Annotated in this window: 22 protein-coding genes; 3 read left to right on the top strand and 19 right to left on the bottom strand. The window is 73.5% G+C overall.

Annotated elements, in window-relative coordinates; translation table 11 throughout:
• Positions 1-45 precede the first annotated feature (45 nt).
• The 4 genes from LE181_RS03890 to LE181_RS03875 form a co-directional block, all read right to left on the bottom strand.
• Positions 46-942 carry a homocysteine S-methyltransferase family protein gene (locus tag LE181_RS03890; protein WP_225659539.1) on the bottom strand — a complete coding sequence of 299 codons (897 nt, stop codon included), beginning with the start codon at positions 940-942 and terminating at the stop codon, positions 46-48.
• Positions 939-1,514, bottom strand: coding sequence for a hypothetical protein (locus LE181_RS03885; protein ID WP_225659538.1), 576 nt, complete (start codon positions 1,512-1,514; stop codon positions 939-941). Before LE181_RS03885 ends, LE181_RS03890 begins: the two co-directional genes overlap by 4 nt.
• 351 nt (positions 1,515-1,865) lie before the next feature.
• Entirely contained in the window at positions 1,866-3,326 is a 1,461-nt protein-coding gene (locus LE181_RS03880; RefSeq protein ID WP_225659537.1) for an L-lactate permease, read from the bottom strand.
• A gap of 115 nt (positions 3,327-3,441) precedes the next feature.
• Positions 3,442-4,260 (bottom strand): AraC family transcriptional regulator, encoded by an 819-nt coding sequence (locus tag LE181_RS03875; protein WP_225659535.1) that lies wholly within the window; start codon positions 4,258-4,260, stop codon positions 3,442-3,444.
• Between the two features lie 254 nt (positions 4,261-4,514).
• Here LE181_RS03875 and LE181_RS03870 point away from each other — a divergent pair, with 254 nt between their 5' ends.
• Both LE181_RS03870 and LE181_RS03865 read left to right on the top strand, forming a co-directional pair.
• On the top strand, positions 4,515-4,823 hold the full coding sequence (locus LE181_RS03870) for a hypothetical protein (RefSeq protein WP_225659533.1): 309 nt from the start codon (positions 4,515-4,517) through the stop codon (positions 4,821-4,823).
• A gap of 232 nt (positions 4,824-5,055) precedes the next feature.
• Positions 5,056-5,433: a peptidoglycan-binding domain-containing protein gene (locus LE181_RS03865; protein ID WP_225659531.1), complete on the top strand. Its 378-nt coding sequence runs from the start codon at positions 5,056-5,058 to the stop codon at positions 5,431-5,433.
• Between the two features lie 87 nt (positions 5,434-5,520).
• Here LE181_RS03865 and LE181_RS03860 read toward each other — a convergent pair whose 3' ends face one another.
• Positions 5,521-6,063: a GNAT family N-acetyltransferase gene (locus LE181_RS03860; RefSeq protein ID WP_225659530.1), complete on the bottom strand. Its 543-nt coding sequence runs from the start codon at positions 6,061-6,063 to the stop codon at positions 5,521-5,523.
• Positions 6,064-6,120: 57 nt separating this feature from the next.
• Between LE181_RS03860 and LE181_RS03855 the strand changes: the two genes are divergently transcribed.
• The gene (locus LE181_RS03855; protein ID WP_225659528.1) at positions 6,121-6,714 is read left to right on the top strand and encodes a TetR/AcrR family transcriptional regulator; all 594 of its coding nucleotides are present in this window, start codon (positions 6,121-6,123) and stop codon (positions 6,712-6,714) included.
• Positions 6,715-6,718: 4 nt separating this feature from the next.
• Here the strand turns inward: LE181_RS03855 and LE181_RS03850 are convergent, their stop codons facing one another.
• From LE181_RS03850 to LE181_RS03785, 14 genes are all read right to left on the bottom strand, one after another.
• Positions 6,719-7,669: a DUF4232 domain-containing protein gene (locus tag LE181_RS03850; RefSeq protein ID WP_225659527.1), complete on the bottom strand. Its 951-nt coding sequence runs from the start codon at positions 7,667-7,669 to the stop codon at positions 6,719-6,721.
• A 122-nt stretch (positions 7,670-7,791) separates the two neighbouring features.
• Positions 7,792-9,177 (bottom strand): condensation domain-containing protein, encoded by a 1,386-nt coding sequence (locus tag LE181_RS03845; RefSeq protein WP_225659525.1) that lies wholly within the window; start codon positions 9,175-9,177, stop codon positions 7,792-7,794.
• Between the two features lie 207 nt (positions 9,178-9,384).
• On the bottom strand, positions 9,385-10,746 hold the full coding sequence (locus tag LE181_RS03840; RefSeq protein WP_225659524.1) for a glutamine synthetase family protein: 1,362 nt from the start codon (positions 10,744-10,746) through the stop codon (positions 9,385-9,387).
• Positions 10,746-12,545 carry an IucA/IucC family protein gene (locus tag LE181_RS03835; RefSeq protein ID WP_225659523.1) on the bottom strand — a complete coding sequence of 600 codons (1,800 nt, stop codon included), beginning with the start codon at positions 12,543-12,545 and terminating at the stop codon, positions 10,746-10,748. Before LE181_RS03835 ends, LE181_RS03840 begins: the two co-directional genes overlap by 1 nt.
• Entirely contained in the window at positions 12,542-13,855 is a 1,314-nt protein-coding gene (locus LE181_RS03830) for an MFS transporter (RefSeq protein ID WP_225659522.1), read from the bottom strand. The genes LE181_RS03835 and LE181_RS03830 overlap by 4 nt, the downstream gene beginning before the upstream one ends.
• On the bottom strand, positions 13,852-15,225 hold the full coding sequence (locus LE181_RS03825; protein ID WP_225659521.1) for a lysine N(6)-hydroxylase/L-ornithine N(5)-oxygenase family protein: 1,374 nt from the start codon (positions 15,223-15,225) through the stop codon (positions 13,852-13,854). The genes LE181_RS03830 and LE181_RS03825 overlap by 4 nt, the downstream gene beginning before the upstream one ends.
• Entirely contained in the window at positions 15,222-17,021 is a 1,800-nt protein-coding gene (locus LE181_RS03820) for an IucA/IucC family protein (protein WP_225659520.1), read from the bottom strand. Before LE181_RS03820 ends, LE181_RS03825 begins: the two co-directional genes overlap by 4 nt.
• 39 nt (positions 17,022-17,060) lie before the next feature.
• On the bottom strand, positions 17,061-18,317 hold the full coding sequence (locus LE181_RS03815) for an alanine racemase (RefSeq protein WP_225659519.1): 1,257 nt from the start codon (positions 18,315-18,317) through the stop codon (positions 17,061-17,063).
• 55 nt (positions 18,318-18,372) lie between these two features.
• A complete protein-coding gene (locus tag LE181_RS03810; protein ID WP_225659518.1) occupies positions 18,373-18,969 on the bottom strand; it encodes a GNAT family N-acetyltransferase in 597 nt (198 codons plus the stop codon).
• Between the two features lie 122 nt (positions 18,970-19,091).
• On the bottom strand, positions 19,092-20,555 hold the full coding sequence (locus LE181_RS03805) for a pyridoxal phosphate-dependent decarboxylase family protein (protein ID WP_225659517.1): 1,464 nt from the start codon (positions 20,553-20,555) through the stop codon (positions 19,092-19,094).
• The gene (locus LE181_RS03800) at positions 20,552-21,904 is read right to left on the bottom strand and encodes a diaminobutyrate--2-oxoglutarate transaminase family protein (RefSeq protein ID WP_225659516.1); all 1,353 of its coding nucleotides are present in this window, start codon (positions 21,902-21,904) and stop codon (positions 20,552-20,554) included. Before LE181_RS03800 ends, LE181_RS03805 begins: the two co-directional genes overlap by 4 nt.
• A 155-nt stretch (positions 21,905-22,059) precedes the next feature.
• Positions 22,060-22,926 carry an ABC transporter ATP-binding protein gene (locus tag LE181_RS03795; RefSeq protein WP_225659515.1) on the bottom strand — a complete coding sequence of 289 codons (867 nt, stop codon included), beginning with the start codon at positions 22,924-22,926 and terminating at the stop codon, positions 22,060-22,062.
• Positions 22,923-24,023, bottom strand: coding sequence for a FecCD family ABC transporter permease (locus tag LE181_RS03790; RefSeq protein ID WP_225659514.1), 1,101 nt, complete (start codon positions 24,021-24,023; stop codon positions 22,923-22,925). The genes LE181_RS03795 and LE181_RS03790 overlap by 4 nt, the downstream gene beginning before the upstream one ends.
• Positions 24,020-24,979, bottom strand: a complete 960-nt coding sequence (locus LE181_RS03785; protein ID WP_225659513.1) for a FecCD family ABC transporter permease — start codon at positions 24,977-24,979, stop codon at positions 24,020-24,022. The genes LE181_RS03790 and LE181_RS03785 overlap by 4 nt, the downstream gene beginning before the upstream one ends.
• Positions 24,980-25,134: the final 155 nt, after the last annotated feature.

Here is a 25,134-nt window from a genome sequence, read left to right as displayed (position 1 = left end):
GGGAAGCGTAGCCGAGGTGATCGTCCGGGCCACGCGCGAGGAATATCACGAAGTCGCCCCCGCGGGACGCCTGGCGGCCAGGGCGCTGATGTGCTCGGGTGCGGTTCCGCAGCAGCCTCCGACGAAGCCGAGCCCGAACTCGGTGGCCCAGCCGTGTGCCAGGTCGGCGAAGGCGGCGGGCGACAGGGCCGGAGGCAGGCTGTGCGTGCTGTGCTCCCATTCGTCGAGCGCCGCGCGGTCCTCCAGGTTGGGGTAGACGCCCACGGTCACACCGAGGTCGCCGAGCAGTTCCAGTGCACGGGGAACGGCCGCGTGGGGCAGGCAGTTGACCGACACGGCGCTCGCGCCCGCCTCGACGCAGGCCCGTGCCGCGTCCCGGAGCGCGTCGCCGTCGGGGAGCGTCGCCTCGGCGGTGACGACGAAGCTGACCCAGGCCGTCAGCCCGCGCTCGGCGGCGGCCTCGACGGCGATCACCGCCTCCCGGCGGGTGCACTGCGTCTCGACCAGGACGAGATCGGCCTCCGAGTCCGCCAGGACGCCGGCCATCCACCGGTGTTCGCGGCGCAGGGCGTCCCGGTCCGGGGTGAGGGCCGGGGTGTAGCAGTCCTCCACGGGGGCGACCGAGGCGGCCACCAGTGCGTGCGGCGCGGCGGCGTCCCGGCGGGCCCGTACGGCGCAGTCCACGGCCCGGTGGACGTAGTCGGCGTGCTCGTCCTCCGCCACGCCCATGCGGGACAGCGCCCGGGTGTTGGCGCGGAAGGTGTTGGCGGTGAGGACGTCGCTGCCGGTGCGCAGGAACTGTGCGTGGACGCCCACCAGCGCGTCCGTGCCCGCTGCGTCGCGCAGCGCCGCGCTGGTGAGCCAGGGCTCGGCGATGGCGATGCCGGCCGCCTGCAGGCCGGTCGCCGTACCTCCGTCGAGGATCCTCGGACGCGGACTCATACCAACTCCTCGCAACGTTCCACGACGTCGTGCGCAGCGCTCTGCGCACGACCCCACTCCAGGAATTCCGCAACCCATTCGGACGGCATGAGATTGACTTTCTGATCCGCGAACGGGCGCTCCGAGGGAGGGATCCAGTCGTCGTCACCACAGCGTGGAACGGAACCGTCCGCCCGGAGGATGTGCGGTCCGTAATAGAACCACGAAATCTGCCCGACAAACTCGTTGAGCACCGCTCCGTGCACCTCGGGGGAAAACATCCCCAGATGCGCGTAGGCCACGGCCAGCTCGCCCCGGAGGTTGAACGGGGCCCGGGCCAGATAATGCCCGAAGTAGTCGTGCGTGGCCCGCAGGACGTCGTTGTGGAGGGCGCGGGCACCGTCGATCTCGACGCCCGACCGCAGCAGGAGCGGGTTGTCCGGGTCCTCGTACCCCGCCGGCCCGTGCCCGTGCTCGGTGGGGTAGACGTACAGGTCCTCCCCCGCGTCGAGGGCGTCGCAGAGCTCCCGGGACGTGCCGTAGGGCTGCCCGGGGTGCGGGTAGAGGCGGACCTTGATTCCCATGTCGGTCATGCAGGAGAGCTGAGCCCTCGCCTCGTCGGCCATCTGCAGGTACTGGTCCCGGGCTTCGGGGTCGTTGGGCCGGTGCGGCTGCTCGTGGAAACGGCCGGCTATCTTGCGGACCAGCTCTTCCGGTATATCGGAAGCCTCGAATCCCGCATGTAAGGTCCCGCTCCCCAATTGACGCGACGCAGGTAGGCCCGAGCGACCTCACGGACATCGACGACCATGCAGATACCCCCCGTGGGTGCCTGTTCCGGTAAACATTCCATTCATGCAGCCGTTACAGACGCCCATCTTGATCGTCGGAACCAGGCCCTACAAGGACATGGCAGGTTCCTGACAGGCACACCGGCCCGGTGGTCACGCGCAGGAGACGAGGACCATCGCCGTGGCCGCCAGTGCGGCGTAGACGGCGGCCGCCACGCGGAGGCCGAAGCGCAGGAGGGTGTGCTCCGAGACGTCACCGGTCTTCGCGCGGTCGCCGGCCACCGCCAGAATCAGCATGATCATCGGTAGTGAGGTGAAGACGGTGTGGCCCGCCGCGCTGTTCTGCAAGGCCGCGAACCACGTGTCGAGTCCGGCGCCGCTCGGGGCGAGCCGCTCCTGAAGCGGCATCATCATCGCGTTGCCGCCGACGTTCGAGCCGGTGATGAAGCCGCTCAGCATGCCGAGTGCGGGTGCGGCCAGCGCGACGACCAGCGGCGGAGCCCCGGCGACCGCCGACCCCAGCTCCCCGATCATGCCGCTGTCGGCCATCAGCCGGCCGAGGACGACGAACCCGGTCAGGGCCAGCAGCGGCCGGCCGACGCGTGCCAGCGCGGCGCGGGCGTCCGGGCCGTTCGGGCGTCCGCCGTCCAGGAGGAGGGCGGCGGCCAGCAGGGGCAGGCCCGGTGAAGTCAGGAGCGCGAAGCTCGCGTTGCCCGCGTGCAGTGCCACGGCAGGGACTCCGGCGGCCGTTGCCGCGCGGGTGAGGGCGATGCCGCCGAGGACGAGGCCGTAGGCGTGCAGGACCGCGCGCGGCGGCAGCAGCCGGCCGGTGGGCTCCGCGCCGCCGGTGCGGGGCCGGCGGACGGCGCAGAGCGTCAGGCCGATGCCCGTCGTGAGCAGCCCGGCCATGACGCCCGCCGGCTGGACCACACCCGCCCGGTTGAGCGCCAGCAGCCCGAGCGAGAGCGCCCCGCCCGCGGCCGCGGCCACGGCGGAGGTACGCAACCGGCGCTGCGGCCGGGCCAGGAGCGCAGCCCAGACGGTGACCAGCGGAAAGACCAAGCTGCTGGTGACCGCCGTGGCGGTGCCCAGAGCGGACACCTCCGTCCCCGTGAGCGTGGCGCCGATGACGGTGGCGAGGCCGAGGGTGCCCCAGGGCATGATGTTCATGCCGAGCATGGCCTGCCGCAGGGCTGTCGGAGCCGGCGCGAGGGCGAGCAGCACGGGCACGGTGACGAGCAGCGACACCCCGAAGCCGGTGAGCGACTCCACCGTGGGGGCGATACCCGCCACCACCAGGGCGATCTTCGCGGGTCCCGGCAGGGGCAGTCCGCGCACCCACTCCTGCAGCGACCGGTGCACCTCCCGGCGGGTGAGCACCTGACTGAGGTAGACGCCGGGCAGCATCACCGCGGCGGCGTTCAGCACCAGCAGCCCCGCTCCCCCGGCCCCCGTGGCCAGTTCGTCGCCCGGCAGCGTGAAGTCCGGCAGCCACCAGATCAGTGCCGCCGCGAGGGCGGCGCCCGCGAGGGCCGCCCAGTGCGCGGGCCGGCGTAGCCCCGTGATCATTCCCAGCACCATGACGAGCGGGGACACCGCTATTGCCCACACCATGTGTTCAAGCCGCCTTTCGTCTCTCGCTGCACGGCTGCGGCACAGCTTGGCGGCGCGGGCGGGTGGCGGTCTTGAACGAAAGTCGCGGAATGATCGCCACGCTGCGCGATGGGGTTCAGGGACGGATGGCTCCCGGCGTCACCCCGAAGTAGCGCTTGCAGATACGGGTCAGGTGCGCCTGGTCGGCGAAGCCCGTGGCCGCCGCCACCTCTGCCGGCCTCTGGCCGGCCAGCAGCAGGCGGCGGGCCCGGTTGGCGCGCAGCCGCAGCAGATAGGCGTGCGGCGGCAACCCGTACGCCTGGCGGAAGGCGGCGATGAGCGACGCCCGCGGCATGCCCGCGGCGGCGCTGAGCTCCGCGACGGTGACGGGCTCGGTCCACCGGTCGTGCAGCAACTGCCGGGCCAGCTCCGGGCCGCGGCGCACGTCCCGCGGGGCCCCGGCGGCGGACACCCGGCCGGTACGGGCGTGCCGGCGCAGCACCGCGCCGAGGCCGCCGATCAGCAGGGACTCGGCGGTGAGGGGGTCGGCGGCGCGCTCCTGCTCCCGGTGGACGCACCGCAGCCGGGAGAACAGCCCGGCGTCCCGCACGGCCGTGTCCGGGAACCAGACGTTCCGGGCCCCCAGGTGGGCGTGGGCCAGCTCGTCGACCATCGCGGTGTCGAAGTAGAACATCCGGTACCGCCAGCCGGACTCCGCGGCGGCGAAACCGGTGTGCACCTGCCCGGGGTTGAGGATCACCAGCTGCCCGGCCGGTATGACGACCTTGCCGCCGGCCACGTGCAGGCCCTCCGCGCCCTGCTCGATGACGCCGACGGAGAGCTGCTCGTGGCTGTGCCGGTCGAAGGCGAAGTGTTCGAAACGGGCGGCCAGCAACTCCACCTGCGGGCTGCCGGCCGCGGTCCACAGCCGCGCGTGCTCGCCTCCCGCTCCCATCGGCGCATGATCGCAGACGGGCGCGCCGCGGCCTATGGCTCCGCTCACAGCGTCGGCGGCGTCGGCCCTGCTCGTCGAGGCGGAAGCGGAGGTTGTCATGTGGCAGCCCCGCCTCCTCACGCCGCGTGAAGTTCAGGCCCGCCCGCGCGGGACGGCGTCGGGATCCCGCTCCCGCACGCCCGGGGCACCGGCCTTCCGGAGGCTGCGTTCCGCGGCCACCATCAGGGCAGATGCCCAAGAGAGAGGGAAACCTCATGAAATCGAGGACCTTCCGCCTCGCGCCGGCGGTGGCGGCGGTCACCGCGGGGCTGCTGATGGCCGGAACGGCGGGGGCGGCCGTCGCAGCTCCGTCGGAGGAGTCCCCCAGCCCGACGAGCAGCGCCGCAAGCCCGCAGGACGACGAAACGAAGGGCTGGGAAAAGCACGGCCCCTATGACGACGAGAACTCCTGCCAGAAGGCCGGCAAGGAGGGCCAGAGCCACAACAAGTGGCGCGAATACAAGTGCAAGCGCGAATACAACAACGACAAGTACCGCTACTACTGGTGGCTGTACACCCACTGACGGACAAGTGAGTCCCACCGCTCCGTGCCTTCCGGGCGGCCACCCGGAAGGCACGGAGCCGAGGTGAGCCTCACCCTCCTGCCTGCCCGGTCCGGGCCGGGCTTGTCGCGGCCGGGCGGCGGTGTTTCGCCCAAGACCGAATGAGGACGACGTGGTGGGGCACCGGCCCGCAAGCTGGGTCCGCGCACCAGCACGAACGACAAGTCCGGCACGTGACATGGAGGAGAACGTCATGCAGTTGACGCGTACGGTCAGGGCGGCGGGCATCGTGGCCGCCACCGCGTTCCTGGGGCTCGGCGGAATCGCCACCCAGGCCCAGGCGTCCTCGCAGGCCCCTGCAGGCGTCCCCCGCTACACATGCGACTACACCGACGACGAGCCGACCCTCTCGCTCGGTTCCAAAGGGCTGCCGGTCAAGCAGGCCCAGTGCCAGCTGGACAGCGTGCTGGACCGGCACGTCAAGTACGACGGCGACTTCGGGCCCGACACCAAGAGAGCGACCCAGGCGTTCCAGCAGTGCGCCGGGCTGCCGGCCGACGGCATCATCGGTCCCAACACCTGGCGCGAGCTGAATTACTGGTGGTGGAACAACATCGACTGCCACAAGTAATCGGCACTGCTGCGGCCTGAGGCAGCAGCACCCGCACACCGGGCGGCCCGGCCGCGGCAAGGGTCCGGGCCGGGCCGTCCCGGCGTCTCAGCCGTTCCATTCCTCGGCGAGGACGGACCAGACCTCCTTGTCGTGCCGGACTCCCCGGTACGGGTACGCCTGCCGCAACACGCCCTCGCGGGTCATCCCGAGGCGGCGTGCCACCTCAATGCTGCGCTTGTTGGCCGGGGTGGTCCGCCACTCCACGCGGCTCATCCCGCGCTCCCGGAAGGCCCAGTCGATGAGTATGCGGCTCGCGCGGTACACCAGTCCGCGGCCCTCCCCCGCCGCCTCCAGCCAGCAACCGACCTCGCAGACACCCAGGGCGGCGTCGAAGTGCGGGAACATGACGCCGCCGACCAGCACGTCGTCCAGCCAGATCCCGTAGATGCGGGCGGCGTCCTTGGCGTGGTTGTCGGCGTAGCCCTGGAGGACGGCGGTCGCGGATTCCAGGTCGGTGCTGCGCGTCGCCCACGGGATCCAGGGGTCCACCGTGGGCCGGGCGCGGTCCATGTGGTCGAGGAACTCCTGTGCCTGCCAAGGCTCCAGGGGGCGCAGCTGGGCGTTGTCGTCGAGCGGTAGGGCGAACACGGGGTCCTCCGTGGGCGTCGAGATACGTAACGAGCGTTCGGTACGTATCCTAGCCCCATGGCACCTGCTCCTGTCGATCATGAAGCCCGCCGTGGGGACGTCTCGCAAGCCGTGTGGCGCGTACTGGCCGCCAAAGGGTTCGGCGGCCTGACGCTGCGCGCCGTGGCAGCCGAGATGGGCGTCTCCACCGGACTGCTCATGCACTACTTCCCGGCCAAACGCGCCCTGGTCGTCCACGCCCTCGAACTCCTGGAGAAGAGCAGCGCCGACCGCCCCCGTCGCGCCCGCCCCCAGGAGGGGCTGGCCGCGCTCCGCGTCCTCCTGCTGGACACCCTGCCGATCGGCCGGGACAACACCGCACGCAATCGGATCTGGGTCAGCTCGTGGGACCTGGCCCTGGCCGACGAGGGCCTCTGCGCCGACCAGGGAGAGCGCTACGTCCGTATGCGCGCTGCTCTGCGCCCCCACCTGGAGGCCGCCCGGGCGCTCGGCGAGATCCCGGCCACCGCCGACGTCGACCACCTCGCGGCGGCGGCGGTCGCCTTCGTCCACGGCTTGGTGGTCCAGGCCCTGTTCGATCCTCAGCGGTTTTCCGCGGACACGCAGGCTGCAGTGGTCGACGCCTTCGTCGATGGGCTCCGCAGCGGTTGAGGGGCTACGGGCGTCCCGGCGGCCGCTCGGGCGACTGCGTACCGGACGACGCGCCGCCGCCGGCGCCCGGCGCCTTCGACTCGTCCTTCTTCCAGGGGCCGACCCCCAGCTTTCCCGTCGTGCCCAGGTCGAGCTCCGGGGTCACCGTCACGGGGGCGGCACCCGGCGTCGCCCGCACCCTCACGTACGGGGCGTTCACGGGGTCGCCGCCTTCGACGGTGTTGCGCCAGACGAGAAGGGCGTAGGCGCGTTCGCCCGGCTCCAGGGCCAGCGGCTGAGGGACGCCGTCGGCTCCGGTGCCGGTGGCGATGGCGCTGCCGCCCTGCAGGACCTTCACGCCGTCGACGGGCTTGTGGGCCTTGTCGAGGAGCTGGAGCTCCGGGTAGCCGTTGAGCCGCGTCGTACGCGTCCCGCAGTTCTCCAGGTTGATGCCCGCGAGGCGGAGCCCCATGGCGGCATCGCCGTCATCGGTGTAGACGCGGACTCCCGAGGGCGGGCAGGAGCCCGCCGGGGAGGGCGCTTCGCCGGTGGGGACGCTCCTCACTTCGGCGATCTTCACGCGCGCCGGGCCTCGCATGGCGGAGGGCAGCGCGGCGGTACCGCTCAGGGTGACGGTGCGCTTCACGGTCCGGCCGGGCTCGACGGACGGGATCGTCTCCTTCTGACTCGCCAGCGCCTCTCCGGCACCCGACAGGAAGGTGAACGTGATCGTGTAGGTGAACGGCTCGGCCTCGTGGTTGGTGACCTCGAACTCCGCGCAATGGCCTGCGTCCCGGCTCACACCGGTGATCCGGACGCCGTCGGAGGCCGTGGCCGTACCGGAGGGCTGTGCCCCGCAGGGGGAATCGTGAGGAGGAGCGTCACTCCGCGAGCCGGCCTTCCCTTCCGATCCGCACGCTGCGAGCAGGAGGACACCGGCCATGAGGACGGGAAGGGAGAGGAGAGGGCTGCGCATGTGCCCAAGGAGATCAGGGCAGACCACGACAGGCTATGACGGAAGCCACGCGCGCCGTCACAGTCGCGTCACAACGAGCGCGCCGCACGGGTGGGGAGCGCAGCCCATTGTCCCGATCCTCCTCATGCGGCTGCCTCCTTGCCGCCGACGGTGTCCGCCATTGCGCGCCGGACGTCTTCGAGATAGCGAAGAATCGTTTTTTCGGCCTGTTCCGTACGCGGGTGGCGGAAACTCACGTACGCGCCCTCGTGGGTGCGGTTGATCCACAGGTAGACCTCGTGCGGATGAATCCGGTGGCTGCGCACCATGGCGGCCTTCCAGTCGGCCCATTGCCGGGCCCCGGGTACGTGCCGGAAGTCCATGTACGAGACGACGAACCGGGGTTCCACCGGTGCTCCGAGCAGCTCCGTGACCCTGGTGACCGGCACCTCCGCCATCCGCCGGGCCTCCTGCAGCGCCGCCATGGCACGTCCCGTCAGGGCGGCGAACCCGTCCTCGGCGCGGACCGCGAACCGCAGGGGCGCCAGCCCCACGTACCACCCCACGGACCACGTCCACTGCGCCTGGTTGCGCGTGTGGAACGGCATGAGCGTGCTGAAGCTCCCCCGCTTCCGGGTGACGTCGCCCTGTACGTCGGCCGCCATCGCCAGGCAGGCCAGCAGGCCGGCACAGAAGCTGCCGCCGGACCGGCGGCAGAGGGCGTCGAAAGCGGCCGCCTCGTCGGCGTCGAGCAGCCACTCCAGGCCGTTGTGCTGGGGGGACGAGGCGTCGTCCGCCTCGACCGGGACGGGGAAGTCCGGCATGCGCCCGCCGGTCGCCGCCATGAACTCCCGCCACCGGACCACCGTTTCGTGGTCGCCGCCCACCAACTGCGCCGCCTGCCGCTCGTGCGCGGCGAAGTCCAGGAAGCTGCCCACCTCGGCCAGCTCCAGCCGCATCCCGTGCAGCGCGGCCTCGTACAGCCGGCGGATCTCGTACGCGGCGAGGGCCATGGAGTAGCCGTCCACGTTGGAGTGGTCGCAGGCCACGTAGAGCGTGGTGGAGTCGGGGCGCGTCACGGTCGCGAAGAGGTACGAGGGCCAGGCCGGCGGCACGGCTTCCCGGTCGAACACCTCCTCGATGCGGTGCGCCAGCGCGTCACCGCCGAGGCAGGTGCCCACCACCGACCCGCGGACGGCCACCGCTCCCGGTGCCAGCGTGGTGCGGCGCAGGCCGGTCGCGTCGGGGGCGAGGTGGCTGCGCAGCGACTCGTGCCGGTCGGTCCACAGCGACAGCGCGGTCTCCAGCGCATCGGTGCTCAGCGGTCCGGGCAGCTCGAAGGCCGTCGCGATCCACGAAGGCGAGGGGCGGGGCTCCTCCAGCCACGGGGTGACGTGTGCTTCCTGCGCGTGGGAGGCGGGCCGCGCGTCCGCCGTCCAGGACGCGGGGTGCTCGTCGAGGGCTACCGGGCGCCAGACGGTCAGCGTCCCCGGCCGGACGCTCAGTCCGGCCATGTCGGTGAATTCCACGGGCTTCCTCACGCTCCGGCAGCTTGCGGCTGCGGCACCGCGCGGCGCTCGCCGCGCCACGGCCCCGGGAGAGCGGGGCGGCCGCCCGGGGCCCGTTGATCCTCGCGAGAGGTGTTTAAGGCACGATGAAATCGCCGAAGGCCCCCGGGGCGCCGTGGACCGTCGGTCGGGACGGCCACGGCGCCCCGGGGGCCCGTGGGGTTCACCTCACAGCCGCTCGAAGCCTCGTACCCGCTCCCAGTCGGTGACCGCGCTCTCGAACGCCTCCAGCTCGGTCCGTGCCGCCTGGGCGATGTGGCCGACGACGTCGGAGCCGAAGACCTTGGCCGCGAAGGCGCTGTTCTCCCACCGGTGCAGCGCCGCCGTGAGCGAGCCCGGCAGGCGGGGGACGGAGGGATCCGCCAGGGCGTTGGACTCGTGGGGCGCCGGGAGCGGGAGTTCGTTCTCGATGCCGTAGAGGCCTGCGGCCACGGCGGCCGCCATGGCCAGATAGGGGTTGGCGTCGCCGCCCGGGACACGGTGCTCGATGCGCAGGGAGTGGCCGGCGCCGACGACGCGGACGGGGCAGGTGCGGTTGTCGCGTCCCCAGCCGATGCCGGTCGGGGCGAACGCCCCGGGGCGCAGCCGCTTGTACGAGTTCACGTTGGGCGCCATCAGGAGCGTGAAGTCGGCCAGGCAGGCCAGCTGTCCGGCGATGAAGTGCCGCATGAGGTCGGACATGCCGTCCTCGGCCGCCGGGTCGGCGAGGACGGCCGACCCGTCGGTGCCGCGCAGCGAGAGGTGGATGTGGCAGGAGTTGCCCTCGCCCTCGTCGAACTTCGGCATGAAGGTGACGGCCTTGCCCTCCTCCGCGGCGAGCTGCTTGACGCCGTTCTTGAAGAAGACGTGGTTGTCGCAGGTCGTCATCGCCTCGTCGTAGCGGAAGACGATCTCGTACTGGCCCGGGTGGACCTCGCCGCGTGCGGTCTCCATGCGCAGCCCGGCCCGGGTCATCTCGCGGCGTATGCGGCGGACGAGGGGCTCGACGCCGGAGAGGCCCTGGAGGGAGTAGTCGACGTTGTAGCGGGTGGCGGGCTCCAGGCCGTGGTAGCGGCGGTCCCACGCCTGGGCGTACGTGTCGTTGAAGACCAGGAACTCCAGCTCGGTGCCGGCGAGGGCGGTGAGGCCGTGGCCGGCGAGCCGGTCGAGCTGTTCGCGGAGGATGCGGCGGGGGGCGACGCGCACGGGCTCGCCGCCGGGCCAGGTGGCGTCGGCCAGGACGAAGGCCGTGCCCTGGTCCCAGCCGGGCATGCGCACCGTGTCGGGGTCGGGGCGCAGCACGAAGTCGCCGAAGCCGCTCTGCCAGGCGTCGATGGCGTAGCCGGGGCCGGTGTTCATCTCGGCGTCGGTGGCGAGCAGGTAGACGCAGGCGTTGAAGCCGTTCGCGGCGGCCTCGTCGAGGAAGTAGGGCGCCGCCAGGCGGCTGCCCTGGAGCCGGCCCTGCAGGTCGGGGACGGCGACGACGACCTCTTCCAGGCGGCCGGCCTCGGCCTCGGCGCGCAGCCGGTCGAAGGCGGTGGGGTCCGTCATCACTTCTCCTCCTCGGAAGCGGCGGTGGCGAGGGGGTTGGTGACGCGGCCGTGGACGACGTCGAAGCCCTCGTCCTTCTCGGCGCGGTCGTGGAAGCCGCCGCCGAGCAACTGCTCGCGGTTGAGGGCGACCCGGTCGAAGTCGGGTGCGAGGAGGCCGAAGCCGTCGAAGCGGTCGGCGAGCTCCGGGAAGCGGGCGTGGTAGCGCTCGATCTCGGCGCGGACCATGGCCCAGAAGGTGTTCTCGGGCACGTCCAGGTGCTCGGCGACGAGCGGCGCGAAGAAGCGGAAATGTCCGGCGAAGACAGCGCTGAGCAGGGAGTGGGCGAGCTCGTGGGCGGGCCAGCGGAGCAGGATGCGGTCGGCGCGCTCGGTCAGGGCGGCGTACTCGGGGTGGTCGCCGGGCAGGAGGTTGACGTCCTCGGCGAAGTCCTTGACCGCGATGCCGATCGGGGTGTCGTTCGCGTCGTAGAGGACGACGGTGTTCTCGCCGTGCGGGCAGAAGGCCGTGCCGTAGCGGTAGAGGTAGTGCAGCAGACCGGGGAGCAGGGCGGCGAAGAACGTCTCCAGCCACTTCTGGGCCGGCAGGCCGGAGCGCTCCACGAGTTCGCTGACGAGCGCGCGGCCGTCGGAGCCGGTCTTGAGCAGGGCCGCCATGGTGCGGGCCTGCTCGCCGTCGCCGAGCAGGGCGCCCACGGGCTCGCGCCAGACGGCGCCCAGCAGCTCGTGGAAGCGGTACGGGGCGTCCGTCACGGAGTCGTAGAGGGGGTGGGCCACGGAGACGGCGGCGACCTCGCCGAGCGGGTGGAAGCGCAGCTCCTCGCTCAGGAACGGGTCGTTGGCGCGGATGCCGTGCAGCCAGGCGCTGACGTCGGGGGCGGCGTGCGTGGGCTCGGTCTTCAGGCCGCGCCACACCAGGGTGTTGCGGATGAGCAGGGGCACCTTGACGTTGCGGCGGTGCGGGTGGTCGAGGTTGGCGAGGGTGCGGATCGACTGCAGCGGGCGGTAGCGGTCCGGGCTCTCGCCGAGCCGGACGATGCGGCCGTCGGCGAGGTAGGAGGCGAAGAGGGTCTCGACGGCCTCGTCCCAGTGGAAGGGGTGCACCGGCAGCCACGCGAAGTCGGACGGGGCGTGGGGGCCGTCGGCGCAGGCCGCCTCCAGCGTGGCGGCGAAGCGCTCGCGGACGTCGTCGTCGAGCTCCTCCTGCAGGAGGGTCTCGGCGTCCAGGCCCGGGACGCCCGCGTAGGTGGCGAGGCCGGTGTGGACGGCGGCCCAGATCAGGTGGACGGCGTCGGCGGTCTCGGGGGCGTACGCGGCCGAGTCGGCGGCGGAGAAGCCGAGGCGGCCCTTGTTGAGCAGCATGCAGGGGTGCCCGTCCTGGTGGGCCTCCAGGTCGAGGTGGTCCAGGTCGGCGAGGCGGGCGGCGGGCAGGGCCCGGGTGAGGGCCTGGGCGTCGGCGCGGCGGGTGGCGGTCAGCTCGCGCAGCACCTCGGCGGTGGTGGGGCCGTCCCAGCCGAGCAGGTCGCGGGCGTCGAGGAGGAAGCGCTCGGGGCCGGCGTCGCCGTCGGCGGGGGCCGGGTGGCGTACGGGCGTGCCGGCGAGCCGCCAGGTGGCGAAGGTGCCGCGGGTGGCGCGGAAGGTCCAGTGGACGCCGTCGGCGAAGTCGAGGCGGTACGCGTCGGTGCCGGCCGCCGCGTCGGGCCGCGGCGTCAGCAGCTCCTCGTAGGCGAACTCCTCGACGGCCTTGACCAGCAGTCGTCGTCCTGCCTCGGCCCAGGTGTCTCGGGTGGCGCGGTTCATCGGTCGTACTCCTTGGCGTACACGGGTGCGTCGGCGGGGACGGTGACGGGGATCGGTTCGGGGGCGGGGGGACGGGGCGCGGGGCCCGGGGCGGCGGAGGCCGGGGCCGTGGCCAGGGAGGCCACGGCGACGCAGGCCAGGGCCGCGGCGGCGACCGTCAGCGGCAGGGCGAGGTCGTGGGAGACGACGGCCGCCGAGATCAGGGGCGCGGCGAGCAGGCCGGCGGAGCGTACGGTCTCCACGGCGGTGAAGGCGGGGCCGGCGGTGCCGGTGGTCTGGAACATCCGCATCTCCACGGCCACCTGGGCGAGTCCCAGGCCCAGGCCGGCCAGCAGCCGGCCGCTGACGAGCGCGGGCAGGCCGTCGGCGGCGTACTGCCACAGGAACCCGGCCGCGCAGACCAGGGCCGACACCGGCAGCAGCCGCCGGCCGAACCGGTCGTGGCAGCGGCGTGCCAGCGGCAGCGTCATCAGCGCGCCCACGCTGGGCAGGAAGAACAGCACGGCGCCGCCCAGGGAGCCGCTGCCCAGACCCTCGGCGAACTCGGTGAAGAACGGGCGGGCCACGGCGAGCGCGAAGTCGAAGGCGACGCCGATGAGCGCGGCCTGCGCCAGCAGTATCCAGCGGCTGCGGCGCGGTCCGGCGGTGCGGGCCGGCGCGGCCCCGGGCTTCTCCTTCTCCCCGGCCGGCAACCGGCGCAGGACGCGCAGGATGAGGACGGCGAGGATCACGTCGACGACGGCGAACGCCGAGACGCCCAGCCGTGGGTCGGGCAGCGCGAGCACGCCCGCACCGACCAGGGTGGCCGCGACCGCCGCCACGTGGAAGACGAGGACGATGGAGCGCACCGCGGCCAGTTCGGCGTGTTCGGCGTCGCTCTGCTCCTGGGCCGCCCTGCGCGTGTGCTCGGCGATGAAGGCCGGGTAGGCGAGCAGCAGCGAGGCGTTGGCGGCCACGGAGGCCGCCGACAGTGCGGTGAAGGCGGCGTAGCTCGGGGCGAAGCCGAGGACGACGTCCACGGCGGCCGCCGAGCACAGTCCGGTGACCACGAGCTGGTGCAGCGGCCGGCGGCGGGCCGCCAGCCCCCACAGCGGGAGCGCGATCAGCCCGACGATGCGGCAGATCCACAGGTAGAGGCCCGTCGCTCCCGGGTCGTCGACGCCGTAGAGGCGCTCGAAGAGCTGGGGGAGGAAGGGGGCCAGTGCGGTCTCGGCGATCAGGTAGAGCGCGATCACGGCGATCAGGACGGCCCGCAGTGGCAGGCCCGGTCGCGCGGGTGCCGCTCCCCCGGCCTGCCGGGCCGCGGTCACCGGAGGGTTCCGATCGGGTCCGGTCGCAGGTCCGCGGCGGCGGGCGCGGTGCCGGGGGCGCCGAAGGTCGTCCAGGCGGCCTGCTCCGGTACGGGCAGCACGGCGCTGCCGCACACGGCGTTGAGGATCTTGGCTGCGCGCCAGGCGCCGAGGGTGAGGTCCGGGGCGCCGACCCCGTGGGTGTGCATCTCGGCGTTCTGGACGTAGAGGGTGCCGCCGACGCGCGGGTCGAGGGCGACGCGGTAGTCGCCGTCGACGTGGTAGCGCTGCCGGTCGTCCCAGTCCACCAGGTCGGCCATGGCGTCGAGGAAGGCGGGGCGGACGGCGCTGTATCCGGTGGCCGCGACGATCGCCGACGTGCGGAAGGTGAACTCGCTGTCCTGCGGGCTGTGACGGCACGTCAGCACGTATCCGTCGCCGTCCGTCTCGACGGCGCGCAGTTCGACGCCCGGGTGCAGGTCCGCGCGGGGGCGGCCGCCGCCGATGGTGCGCTCGTACAGCTCGTCGTGGATCGCGCCGAGGGTGTCGGCGCTGACGCCCTTGTACAGCTGCCACTGTTCGCGCACGAGGTGTTCGCGGCGCTCCTCGGGCAGGGCGCGGAAGTAGCGGATGTAGTCCGGCGTGAAGTGCTCCAGGCCGATCTTGGAGTACTCCATCGGAGCGAACGCGGGGGTGCGGGCGAGCCAGCGGGTGAACGGGCCGCCCAGGCCCTGGCCGTCCTGGCGGCGGATGAGGTCGAGGACGACCTCGGCGCCGGACTGGCCGGCGCCGATGACGGTGACGTCGTCGGCGGCGGCGAGGGCCTCGCGGTGGGTGCGGTAGTCGGCGCTGTGCAGCACCCGGCCGCGGTGCTCGTCGGTCAGCAGGGGACGCAGCGGCTCGGGCACGACGGGGTTGGTGCCGACGCCGAGGACGACCTGGCGGGCGAGGACGCGGGTGGCGGTGCCGTCGGCGGAGCGGTGGGTCACGGCGAAGGCGTCGGCGCTCTCGTCCCACTCGACGGCGGTGACGTGGGCGTCGAAGCGGCAGGAGGGCAGGCTCTCGGCGACCCAGCGGCAGTAGTGGTCGTACTCGCGGCGCGGGATGAGGAAGCGCTCGGAGAAGAAGAACGGGAACATGCGGTCGTGGGACCGCAGGTAGTTCAGGTACGACCAGGGGCTGGTGGGGTCGGCCATGGTCACGAGGTCGGCGAGGAAGGGCACCTGGAGGGTGGTGCCCTCCATGAGCAGGCCGGGGTGCCAGGAGAAGGCGGGCTTCGCGTCGAGGAAGAGGGCGTTCAGGTCCGCGACGCCGTCCGCGAGGGCCGCCAGCGAGAGGTTGAACGGGCCGATGCCGACGCCGACGAGGTCATAGGGGGTCTGGGCGCTCAACGCAGGGCCTCCGCGAGGGGGTTGGGAAGGTCGATGTAGACGGACTGGGTGTGCACGTCGCCGACGAGTTCGTCGAGCCCGTCCACGCAGGTGAGGTAGTTGCCCTTGCAGCGCAGCACCGGGGTGTCGAGCAGCAGGTCCAGCAGGCCCTTCGCGCCGGGCTCGGCGGCGCGCAGCCGCTCCAGCCGGGTGCGCAGCACGCGCAGCAGGTCCCGTTCGTCGGCCAGGCCCTGGGCGCCGAGCGCGCCGACGAGGCCGAGCAGGTTGCTGATGTAGAGGTAGTAGCCGACGCGTTCGTCGACGAAGGCGTCGGCGAAGACGAGCTCGACGTCGGCGGTGGCGCCGGGCAGGAGGCGCTCGATGTCGGCGGCGCGGGACTCGGCGAGGTAGTAGCCCTGGCTGTCGCGGTACCAGCCGGCTGCGGGCAGGCCGTCCTCGCCGAGGGCGACGAGGGTGTTCTGGTGGTGCGGTTCGAGGGCGATGCCGTAGCGGGCCTGGAGCCGGACGAGGGGGACGGCGAGGACGTCGAGGTAGCGCTCCAGCCAGCGGGCGGCGGCCTCGGCGACCGTCGTGCCGTGGGCGTGGGCGGCGCGGGCGACCGCTTCGGCGAGCAGCGAGCGGTGGCGGGGGGCCGATCCGTCGCCGGGGCCGGTGCGTTCGGCCAGCAGGCCGGCGACGCACAGTCCTTCGCGGTCGCCGCCGCGGAAGGGGTTGTCGCGGACGGCGGTCTCCAGTCCGGTCTCGGCGCCGGAGGTGCCGGCGGAGATCCAGGCGAAGTCGCGGAGGATCGCGAAGTCGGGGTGTTCGGCGCGCAGCCAGTCGGCGGGGCCGGCGGCGAGCAGCCGGGCGGCGCTGACGCCGAGGCGCATCTCGCCGCGCAGGTTGTTGCGGCGGGAGTTGGTGATGCGCATGCCGAGGGAGAGCTTGAGCATCACGTCGGCGCCGGGGCGGTGGACGGTGCGCACCGAGGACGTCGGGTACCAGGGGGCGCCGGCGGGGCCGAGGGGGGTGAGCAGGCCGTCCTCGACGAGCTGCCGCACCTCCGGCCGGTCGAGGACGTCCCGGGCCTGCCAGGGGTGGGCGGGTACGGGCACGGTGCCCGCGGGCAGGTCGAGGCCGGCGGCGGCAGGGCGCAGCAGGTCGGCGACGGGGCGGCCGTCCCAGCTCTCCCCCACGACGATGTCGGGGTGGGCGGCGAACCAGTGCAGGGCGAACGATCCGCGCAGCTCGGGCGAGTAGGCCGCGAGTTCCCTCTCGGTGGCCTCCTCGCGGCTCTTGGGGGCCGGGTGGAAGGGGTGGCCGAGCAGGAGGGCCTGTTCGGCGTCGAGGTAGGGGGTGGGTCCGGTGGTGCCGTCGCCCTCGGCGCGGCGGGCTGCCAGGTGGGCGGCGACGCGGCCGGCGGAGTTCAGGACCCGGCCGGCGGCGTCGGTGCCCAGGTGGGCGGGGTGTCCGCGGCCGGTGGTGGACTCGCGGACGGCCGCGGAGGCGACGAGCGTGACGTCGGCGGGCGGGGGGACGTCCCGGCCCGTGCCGAGGACGACCGGGTCGCCGAAGCGGTGCCAGCCGGTGGCCGAGCGGTAGCGGACGGGCACGGCCAGGCGCAGTCCGCTGGCGGGGAAGTCGAGGTGCAGGTCGTGGCCGGCGGCGGGGACGTCGGTGGCGGTCTCCCGGACGTAGGCACGCAGCAGCGTCTCGGTGGCCGCCGAGTCGGCGGCGCGCAGCACGTCGGGGTGGTCGAGGGGGTCGGGTCGGCCGGCGGGGTCGGCGGCCGTGGGCGGCTGCGTCGGGTGGGTCATCGGGGGACTCCGGGGTGCGGGCGGGGCTCGGGGCCCGGCTCAGAGCAGGATGCGGTCGGCGACGGGGTGGCCGAGGAAGGAGTGCATGGCGAACTCCCAGCCGTAGGAGCCCGCGTAGGGGAAGACGGCGATGTCGCCGGCGCGGACGCGGTCGACGCGGACGTCGCGCAGCAGGGTGTCCTCGGGGGTGCAGAGCTCGCCGACGAACGTGACGCGGGTGCCGGCGGCCTCGGGGCGCGGGCAGTCCTGCGGCCAGGTGTCGACGGGCAGGACGGCGACGTTGTGGACGATGTCCCAGGAGGTGGGGAGCTGGAAGTGGTTGATGCCGCCGCGCAGGGCGGCGAACGACTGCCCGTAGGAGTGCTTGACGTCGGTGACCTCGGCGGCGTACCAGCCGCAGTCGGCGACGAGGAAGCGCCCGGGTTCGAAGGCGACCTTGACGCCGGCCGGGGGTTCGAGGGCCGCCATGAGCTCGCCGAAGCGGACGGTGTCGAACGGCTTCTTGCCGTGGAAGTCCCCCTCGAAGTCGACGCCGATGCCGCCGCCGACGTCGATGTGGCGGAGGTCGATGCCGTGCCGGGCGGCGGTGGCGACGCTCCACTCCAGGCACCAGCGCACGTAGGCCGCGTGGGTCACGGCGTCGAGGTTGTTGGAGGCGGCGTGGATGTGGAAGCCGATGAGGTCGATCGCCGGCAGGCTCTGGGCGATGCGGACGGCGTCCGCGACGTCGGGCTCGGGGATGCCGAACTGTGAGGCGGCGCCGCCCATGTGGAGGGAGCCGGTGACGGGGATCTCGGCCGGGTTGACGCGCAGCGCGACCCGGGCGGTGGTGCCGCGCTCCTGGGCGATGCGGCTGATGCGGTGCAGCTCCAGGGGGCTCTCGGCGTTGATGGCCTCGGCGCCCGCCTCGACCAGGCCGGTCAGGACGGGTACGGACTTCGCCGGTCCCGCCGCGAGGACCGGTGTCATGGTGCCGGGTGCGGTGGGCTTGGCGGCGGTGGCGAGGGCGAGTTCGGACAGCGAGGCGACCTCGAAGCCGTCGACGTGCGGGGCGAGCGCCTCGACGATCCCGGGGAAGGAGTTGGCCTTGACGGCGTAGTAGACGGCCGCCCATGCGGGCAGGGCCGCGCGCAGCTCGCGGGCGCGGGACGCGGCGACGTCACCGTCGTAGAGGTAGGCGGCCACCGGGGTCCCGGTCCCGGCGAGTTCGAGGAGCCGGCGCTGCACGTGTGCGGGGAGGGTGTCCTGCGGGTGGGCGGAGCGGGGCGCTGCGGACGGCGGGAGTTCTATGGACACGGCGGCTGCCTTGCTGCTGGGGAGGGACGTTCGGTGCGGTGCGGGGGCCTGCGGGTCAGCCCTGGCGCAGCGGGCGCACGATCATGGTGTGCGGGCGCCAGCCGGGGTAGGGCTCCATGGTGCCGACGGGGGCGAACCCGTAGCCGGCGTAGCGGCCGAGGACGACGGCGTTGCCGTCGGCGACCAGGGCGGCGGCCCGCTCCTCGGGGCGCTGGGCGAGGAAGGCGTCGAGGAGGCCGCCGCCGATGCCGTCGCGGCGCCACGGGACGCCGACGAGGAGTTCGCAGACGCCGACCGTGCGTCCGGGGTGTTCGCGGACGAACTCCGGGTCGGGAGCGGGGGTGAGGCCCTCCCACCACAGGGAGTCCTCGGGCAGGGTGTAGCCGTAGACGAGGCCGGCGACGCGGTCCTCGTCGAAGGCGGCGACGAGCTCGAAGCCGGGGCGGGCGCAGTGGCGCTCCAGGCGCTCGGCGATCGGCGGGTCGTTGTGGTCGCTGAGGTCGAGGGCGTGGGCGTAGACGTCCTCGTAGGCGCCCACCCAGAGCGGGAGGCGGTCGGCGGCGGCCGGGCCGTCGTAGCGCTCGACGCGCAGGGCCGGGGCGTCCGGTCTGGATATGACGGCGGTTGCGCCGTCGATGGCGATGGTGTTCATGGTTCCCCTCGGGGCGGCCCGGGGGTGCCCGGCGCGCCTGTGCGCGACCGGACACCCCCGACTAGTTAGGCGAGGCTAAGCTAAATCATTCCCGGCGGCATTCCAAGCCGCGGCCGGGACGGTCAGCCGCCGGTGCCGGCCGCCACGGGAGCCTCGGCCCGTTCGGTGACGAGCTTGAGGAGGCCGCCCAGGTCGTCCGCGGTGGTGCGCGGATGAAGGAGCGTCACCTTCAGCCAGAGGCGCGGCGTTCCGTCGGCGTCGGGCACCAGGGCCCGGCCCAGGACCGCGCGGCCCTCGGCGAGCAGGTCGCGCCGGACGGCGGCGACGAGCTCGTCGCCCGCCTCGCGGGGCAGGGCGTCGGCGGCCACCGGCCGGAACAGCACGGTGCTGATGCCGGGGCTGCCGGCGCGCAGGCGCAGCGCCGGGTGGTCCTCGACGGCGCGGGCGAACTCCGCGGCGGTCTCGACGCAGTGCTCCACCGTGGCGCCCATGCCCCGCCGGCCGAGGGCGCGCAGGGTCGCCGCGATCTTCAGGACGTCCGGGCGGCGCGAGGTGCGGATGGAGCGGCCGAGCAGGTCGGGCAGGCCGGCCTCGGTGTCGTCGTCGGCGTTGAGGTAGTCCGCGGTCAGCGCCAGCGGCTCCAGCACGTCGGCGTCGACGACCGCGAGCACACCGGCGGCGACCGGCTGCCAGCCCAGCTTGTGCAGGTCGTACGTGACCGACACCGCGTGCTCGATGCCGGCCAGGCGGGGCGCGAGCCGCTCGCTGAACAGCAGGGGGCCACCGTAGGCCGCGTCGACGTGCAGCTCGGCGCCGTGCGTGCGTGCCACGTCGGCGAGTTCGGGCAGCGGGTCGATGAGACCCTCGTCCGTGGTGCCGGCCGTGGCGACCACCAGGGCGGGGCCCGGGCCGCAGTCGGCCAGCGCCCGGGCCAGTGCCGCCGGGCTCATCCGGCCGCCCGGGCAGTCCACGACGACCGGGGTGGGCAGGCCGAGCATCCACGCGGCCCTGCGCACGCTGTGGTGGGCATTGGCGCCGACGAACACCTGCAGCGCCCGGGCCCCGGTGGCGCGGGCCCGCTCCCGGGCCAGGAGCAGGGCGACCAGGTTGGACTCGGTGCCGCCGCTGGTGATGACCGCGTCGGGCTCCGGCCGGCCCGCGTACACCAGGTGCGCGAGGGCGGCGGTGACCTCCTCCTCGATGACCGCGGCGGCGGGCGCCTGGTCCCAGGAGTCCATCGACGGGTTGAGCGCGGAGGCGACCAGGTCCGCCGCCGCGGCGACCGCGAGCGGCGGGCAGTGCAGGTGCGCCACACAGTGCGGGTCGGAGGGGTCGGCGGCGCCCTCGGCGGCCGCGCGGGCGATGCCGTAGAGGGCGTCCTCCGCGCCCACTCCCTCGTCGGGCAGGACGGGTGCGCACAGGGCGCGGGTGCGGGCGGCGACCGTGTCCGGACCGCCGGCGGGCAGCGGGCCGCCGCGGGCGGCGGCGCCGTCGGCCAGGGCGTCGAGCGCGACGGAGGTCAGCCGGCGCAGGGCGTGCGGGGACGCCGGGTCGGCGACGGCGTCGGGGCGGGGGGCCTGGCTCATGCGGCACGCTCCGCGGCGACGGCGGACAGGGAGTCGGCGATGCGGTTCAGCACGGCGTCGGCCTGCTCGTCGGTGAGGACCAGCGGGGGCAGCAGACGCAGCACGGTGTCGCCGCGGCCGCCGAGTTCGAGGATGAGGCCGCGCTCCAGGCACGCCTGCTGCAGGGAGCGGGCGAACGCCGGGTTGCCGGGGCGGGAGCCGAGGGCGTCCGGCTCGGCGGTCGGGTCGACGAGCTCGGCGCCGATCATCAGGCCGCGGCCGCGGACCTCGGCGATCTGCGGGTGGTCGGTGGCCAGCTCGCGCAGGCCGGTGCGGATGCGCTCGCCCAGCTTGGCGGCACGCTCGGCCAGTTGCTGCTCCGCTATGGTCCGCAGGGTGATCTCGCCGGCGACCATGGCCAGGGTGTTGCCGCGGAAGGTGCCGGTGTGGTCGCCGGGCTGCCAGGTGTCGAGGTCGGGGCGGTAGGCGATGAGCGCCAGCGGCAGGCCGCCGCCCACGGCCTTGGAGGTGACGAGGATGTCGGGGGTGACGCCGGCGCGCTCACAGGCCCAGAAGTCGCCGGTGCGGCCGATGCCGGTCTGCACCTCGTCGATGATGAGCAGGATGCCGTGCTCGGCGGTGATGCGGCGCACCTCGCGCAGCCACGCGTCGGGGCCGGGCACGACGCCGCCCTCGCCCTGGATCACTTCGAGGATGACGGCGGCGGGCTTGCCGACGCCGCTGCTGGGGTCGGTGATGTAGCTCTCCATCAGGCGGGCGGAGAGCACACCCGCCTCGTCGGCGCCGACGCCGAACGGGCAGCGGTAGCCGTACGGGTAGGGCAGCCGGGTCACGGGCTGGGCCTCGGCCGGCCCGAACTCGGCCGAGCCGCGGCGCATCCGGCCGGGACCGGACACGGAGGACGCGCCGAGGGTCATGCCGTGGTAGGCGCCGGTGAAGGCGAAGACGCCCTGCCGTCCGGTGGCGTTGCGGGCGAGCTTGAGCGCCGCCTCGACGGCGTCGGTGCCGGCCGGGCTGCAGAAGTGGAGCTTGGCGTTGTCGTGCAGCGTGCCGGGGAGCCGCTTGAGCAGTTCCTCGCTGAAGGCGTCCTTCTGCGGGGTGATCATGTCGAGGGCGTGCAGCGGGGCGCCGGAGCCGATGACGTCCTGCAACGCGGCGACGACGTCCGGGTGGTTGTGGCCGAGGGCGAGGGTGCCGGCACCGGAGAGACAGTCGAGGTACGTACGGCCGTCGGCTCCGGTCACCTCGGCGCCGGAGGCGGCGACGGGCGCCACCGGGATGGACCGGGCGTAGGTGCGGGCAGCGGACTCACGTTGCGCCTGTCGGTCGAGGAGACGAGCACGCAGCATGGTGGGATCCTTCGGTCACGAGCGGAGCTGGGCGGGCAAAGCGAAGCCCGGTGGGGGGAGTGCATTCTCGCCACCCACCGACTTAGGTAAGGCTAACCTATCGCCTGCCGTGTGCAACTCTCACCCCGTGCACACCCGCCCCGCCCCGCGGGACCTTACGCCCCGTCAGCCGCCTTGGCTCCGTGCCTGCTCAGCGGGATGACGAGCGGGGAGCCCGTCTCCTCGTCGAGACGGACCCGGGCGCGCAGGCCGAAGACCTCCGCCACCAGGTCCTCGGTGAGCACCTCCGACGGCGCGCCCTGGGCGACCACCCGCCCGTCCTTCATCGCCACCAGCCGGTCGGCGTACCGCGCCGCGAGCGAGAGGTCGTGCAGCACCACGACCACGGTGCGGCCCGTCGTCAGGTGCAGCTCGCGCACGAGGTCCAGCACCTCGATCTGGTGCGCCAGGTCGAGGTGGTTGGTCGGCTCGTCCAGCAGCAGCAGCTCGGTCTCCTGCGCCAGCGCCATGGCGATCCAGGCGCGCTGCCGCTGTCCGCCGGACAGCTCGTCCAGCGTCCGCTCCGCCAGATCGAACATCCCCGTGGCGCGCAGGGCCTGCTCGACGGCCGCCTCGTCGTCCGAGGACCACCTCCGGTACCAGCTCTGGTGCGGGTGCCGTCCGCGCGCCACCAGGTCGGCGACGCTCAGCCCTTCGGGGGCCGCCGGCGACTGCGGGAGCAGGCCCACACGTTCGGCGACCTCGCGCGTGGGGATGCCGTGGATGGGCCGGCCGTCGAGCAGGACGGTCCCCGCGGTGGGCTTCATCAGCCGCCCGAAGGCCCGCAGGAGCGTGGACTTGCCACAGCCGTTCGGCCCGATGACGGCGGTGACCGTGCCGTCCGTGATGTCGAGGTCGAGCTCGCGCACGACCGTCCGGTCGCCGTAGGAGAGCGTCAGCCCCTCGGCGCGCAGCCGCACCTCGGGGCGCACGGCACCGGCGTCCTCGGGTGCCGCGGACGGGGTACGGGTGGTCTCGGTCATGACGTGCGGGCCCTTCCGCTCCGAATGAGCAAGTACAGCAGGTACGGGGCACCCAGTGCGGCCGTGAGGATGCCGACGGGCAGTTCGATGTTTCCGAAGGCGGTGCGCCCGAGCACGTCGGCCCAGACCGTGACCGCCGCGCCGATCAGCGCGGAGGCGAGCAGCGGCGGCGTGCCCGTGCGCAGCAGCCGGACCGCGAGCTGCGGGCAGGCCAGCGCCACGAAGGCGATCGGCCCCGCGGCGGCGGTCGCGGCGGCGGTCAGCAGCACGGCCGTGAACAGCAGTGCCACCCGGGTCGCGGTCATGCGGACGCCGAGGCCGCGGGCGGTGTCGTCGTCGAAGACCAGCGCGCCGAAGGGGAAGGAGAGCAGCAGGGCCACGGGCATGAGCACCAGCAGCGTCCACATGACCGGCCGCAGGGTGTCCCACGAGGCACCGTTCAGGCTGCCGTTGAGCCACAGCAGCGCGCGCCCGGCGTCGACGATGTCGGCCTTGAGCAGCAGCCACGACAGCACGCTGGTGAGGATGGCGTTGACGCCGACGCCCACCAGCAGCACGCGGTAGCCGGACAGGCCGCGCCGTACGGCCAGCGCGTAGACGGCGACGGCCGCCAGGAGCCCGCCCGCCATCGCGGCGGTGGGGATGCCGACGCTGGCCAGGGAGCCGCCGACGCCTCCGTAGGCGCCGCCGAAGACGATGACCGTCACCGCGCCGACGCCCGAACCCGCCGTGATGCCCAGGATGTCCGGGCTCGCCAGGGGGTTGCGGGCGAGGCCCTGGACGATGGCGCCTGCCAGCGCCAGCGCGGCGCCGACGAGCAGGCCCGTCACCGAGCGGGGCAGGCGCAGCTCCGTCACCACCATGCGGTTGCCTTCGTCCCCGCCGCCGAAGAGGGCCTGGGCCACGTCGCCGACCGGGATGTCGATGTCGCCGCGGCCGCAGTTGACGAGCACCCCGAGGAAGAGGACGCCGAGCGTCAGCAGCGGAACGAGCAGGGTGCGCGGCCGCCACACCAGGGAGACGGGTCCGGCGCGCAGGGGGATGCGCCCGGGGACCACGGCCCCGGGCGCGCCGTCGCGTGTCGACGTGTCGCTCATATCCTCACCGCCTGGCGGCGGCGTACGAGCTGGATGAAGACCGGCGCGCCGATGAGCGCCAGCATGATGCCCACCTGCAGTTCCCCGGGGCGGGCCACCAGCCGCCCGAGGGTGTCCGCCGTGAGCATGAGGGTCGCGCCGATGAGCGCGGCCTGGGCCACGATCCAGCGGTAGTCCGGCCCGGAGAGGTACCGGGCGATGTGCGTGCCGACCAGGCCGACGAAGCCGATGGGCCCGCACACGGCGACCGCCGTGCCGGTCAGCAGCGTGATGGCCGCCATGCCCAGCGCCCGGTTCAGCCCGATGCGCACGCCGAGCATCCGGGCCACGTCCTCGCCGAGCGAGAGCGCGTTCAGGCCGGGGGTGTTCAGCGCGGCCAGCACCAGCCCGACCACGATGAACGGCAGGGCCTGCAGCGTGAGGCCGAGGGGCTGTCCGCTGACCGAGCCCACCGTCCAGAAGCGGTAGGTCTCCAGGGCCTGCCGGTCGAAGAGCACCATGCCGGCGGTGAGCGCCGTGAACAGGGCGTGGACGGCGGCACCGGCCAGGGCGAGGGTCACGGGCGTGGCACCGCCACGGGTGAGCGCGCCCACCGCGTACACCAGGGCGCCGGCGAGCGCGGCCCCGAGGAACCCGAACCACACGTAGCCGTACAGGCTGCTGACGCCGATCAGGAAGAGGGACGCCACGACGCCCATGCCCGCGCCGGCACTGATGCCGAGGAGGACCGGGTCGGCGATGGGGTTACGGGTGTGCCCCTGCATCAGGGCTCCCGCGGCGCCCAGCGCGAGACCGGCGACGAGGGCGGTCACGGTCCTGGGCAGGCGCAGCGAGCGGACGATGACGTCCCCTTCGCTGTCGGTGGCGTTCCACAGTCCGTGCCAGACCTGGCCCGGGCCGAGCGACTGCGCACCGAGCCCGATGCTGAGCAGCACCGCCAGCGCCAGCAGCCCCACCAAGACGAATGTCCATATTCGCCGCTTTCTTGCCCTTTCGGACGCAACCTGCTGCATCCGCCCCTTTTTTACGGGTGGCGCAGGTAGCGCTTCGATCACGATCCCCTCCACGGCGAATTTTGGCCACTTAGGTGAGCCTATCCTTATGGCGCACA

This window comes from Streptomyces sichuanensis (assembly GCF_020328095.1).
Classification (GTDB): Bacteria; Actinomycetota; Actinomycetes; order Streptomycetales; family Streptomycetaceae; genus Streptomyces; species Streptomyces cinnamoneus.
The sequence above is the reverse complement of the archived record's forward strand: the minus strand, read 5'-3'. Positions and strand labels throughout refer to the sequence as shown.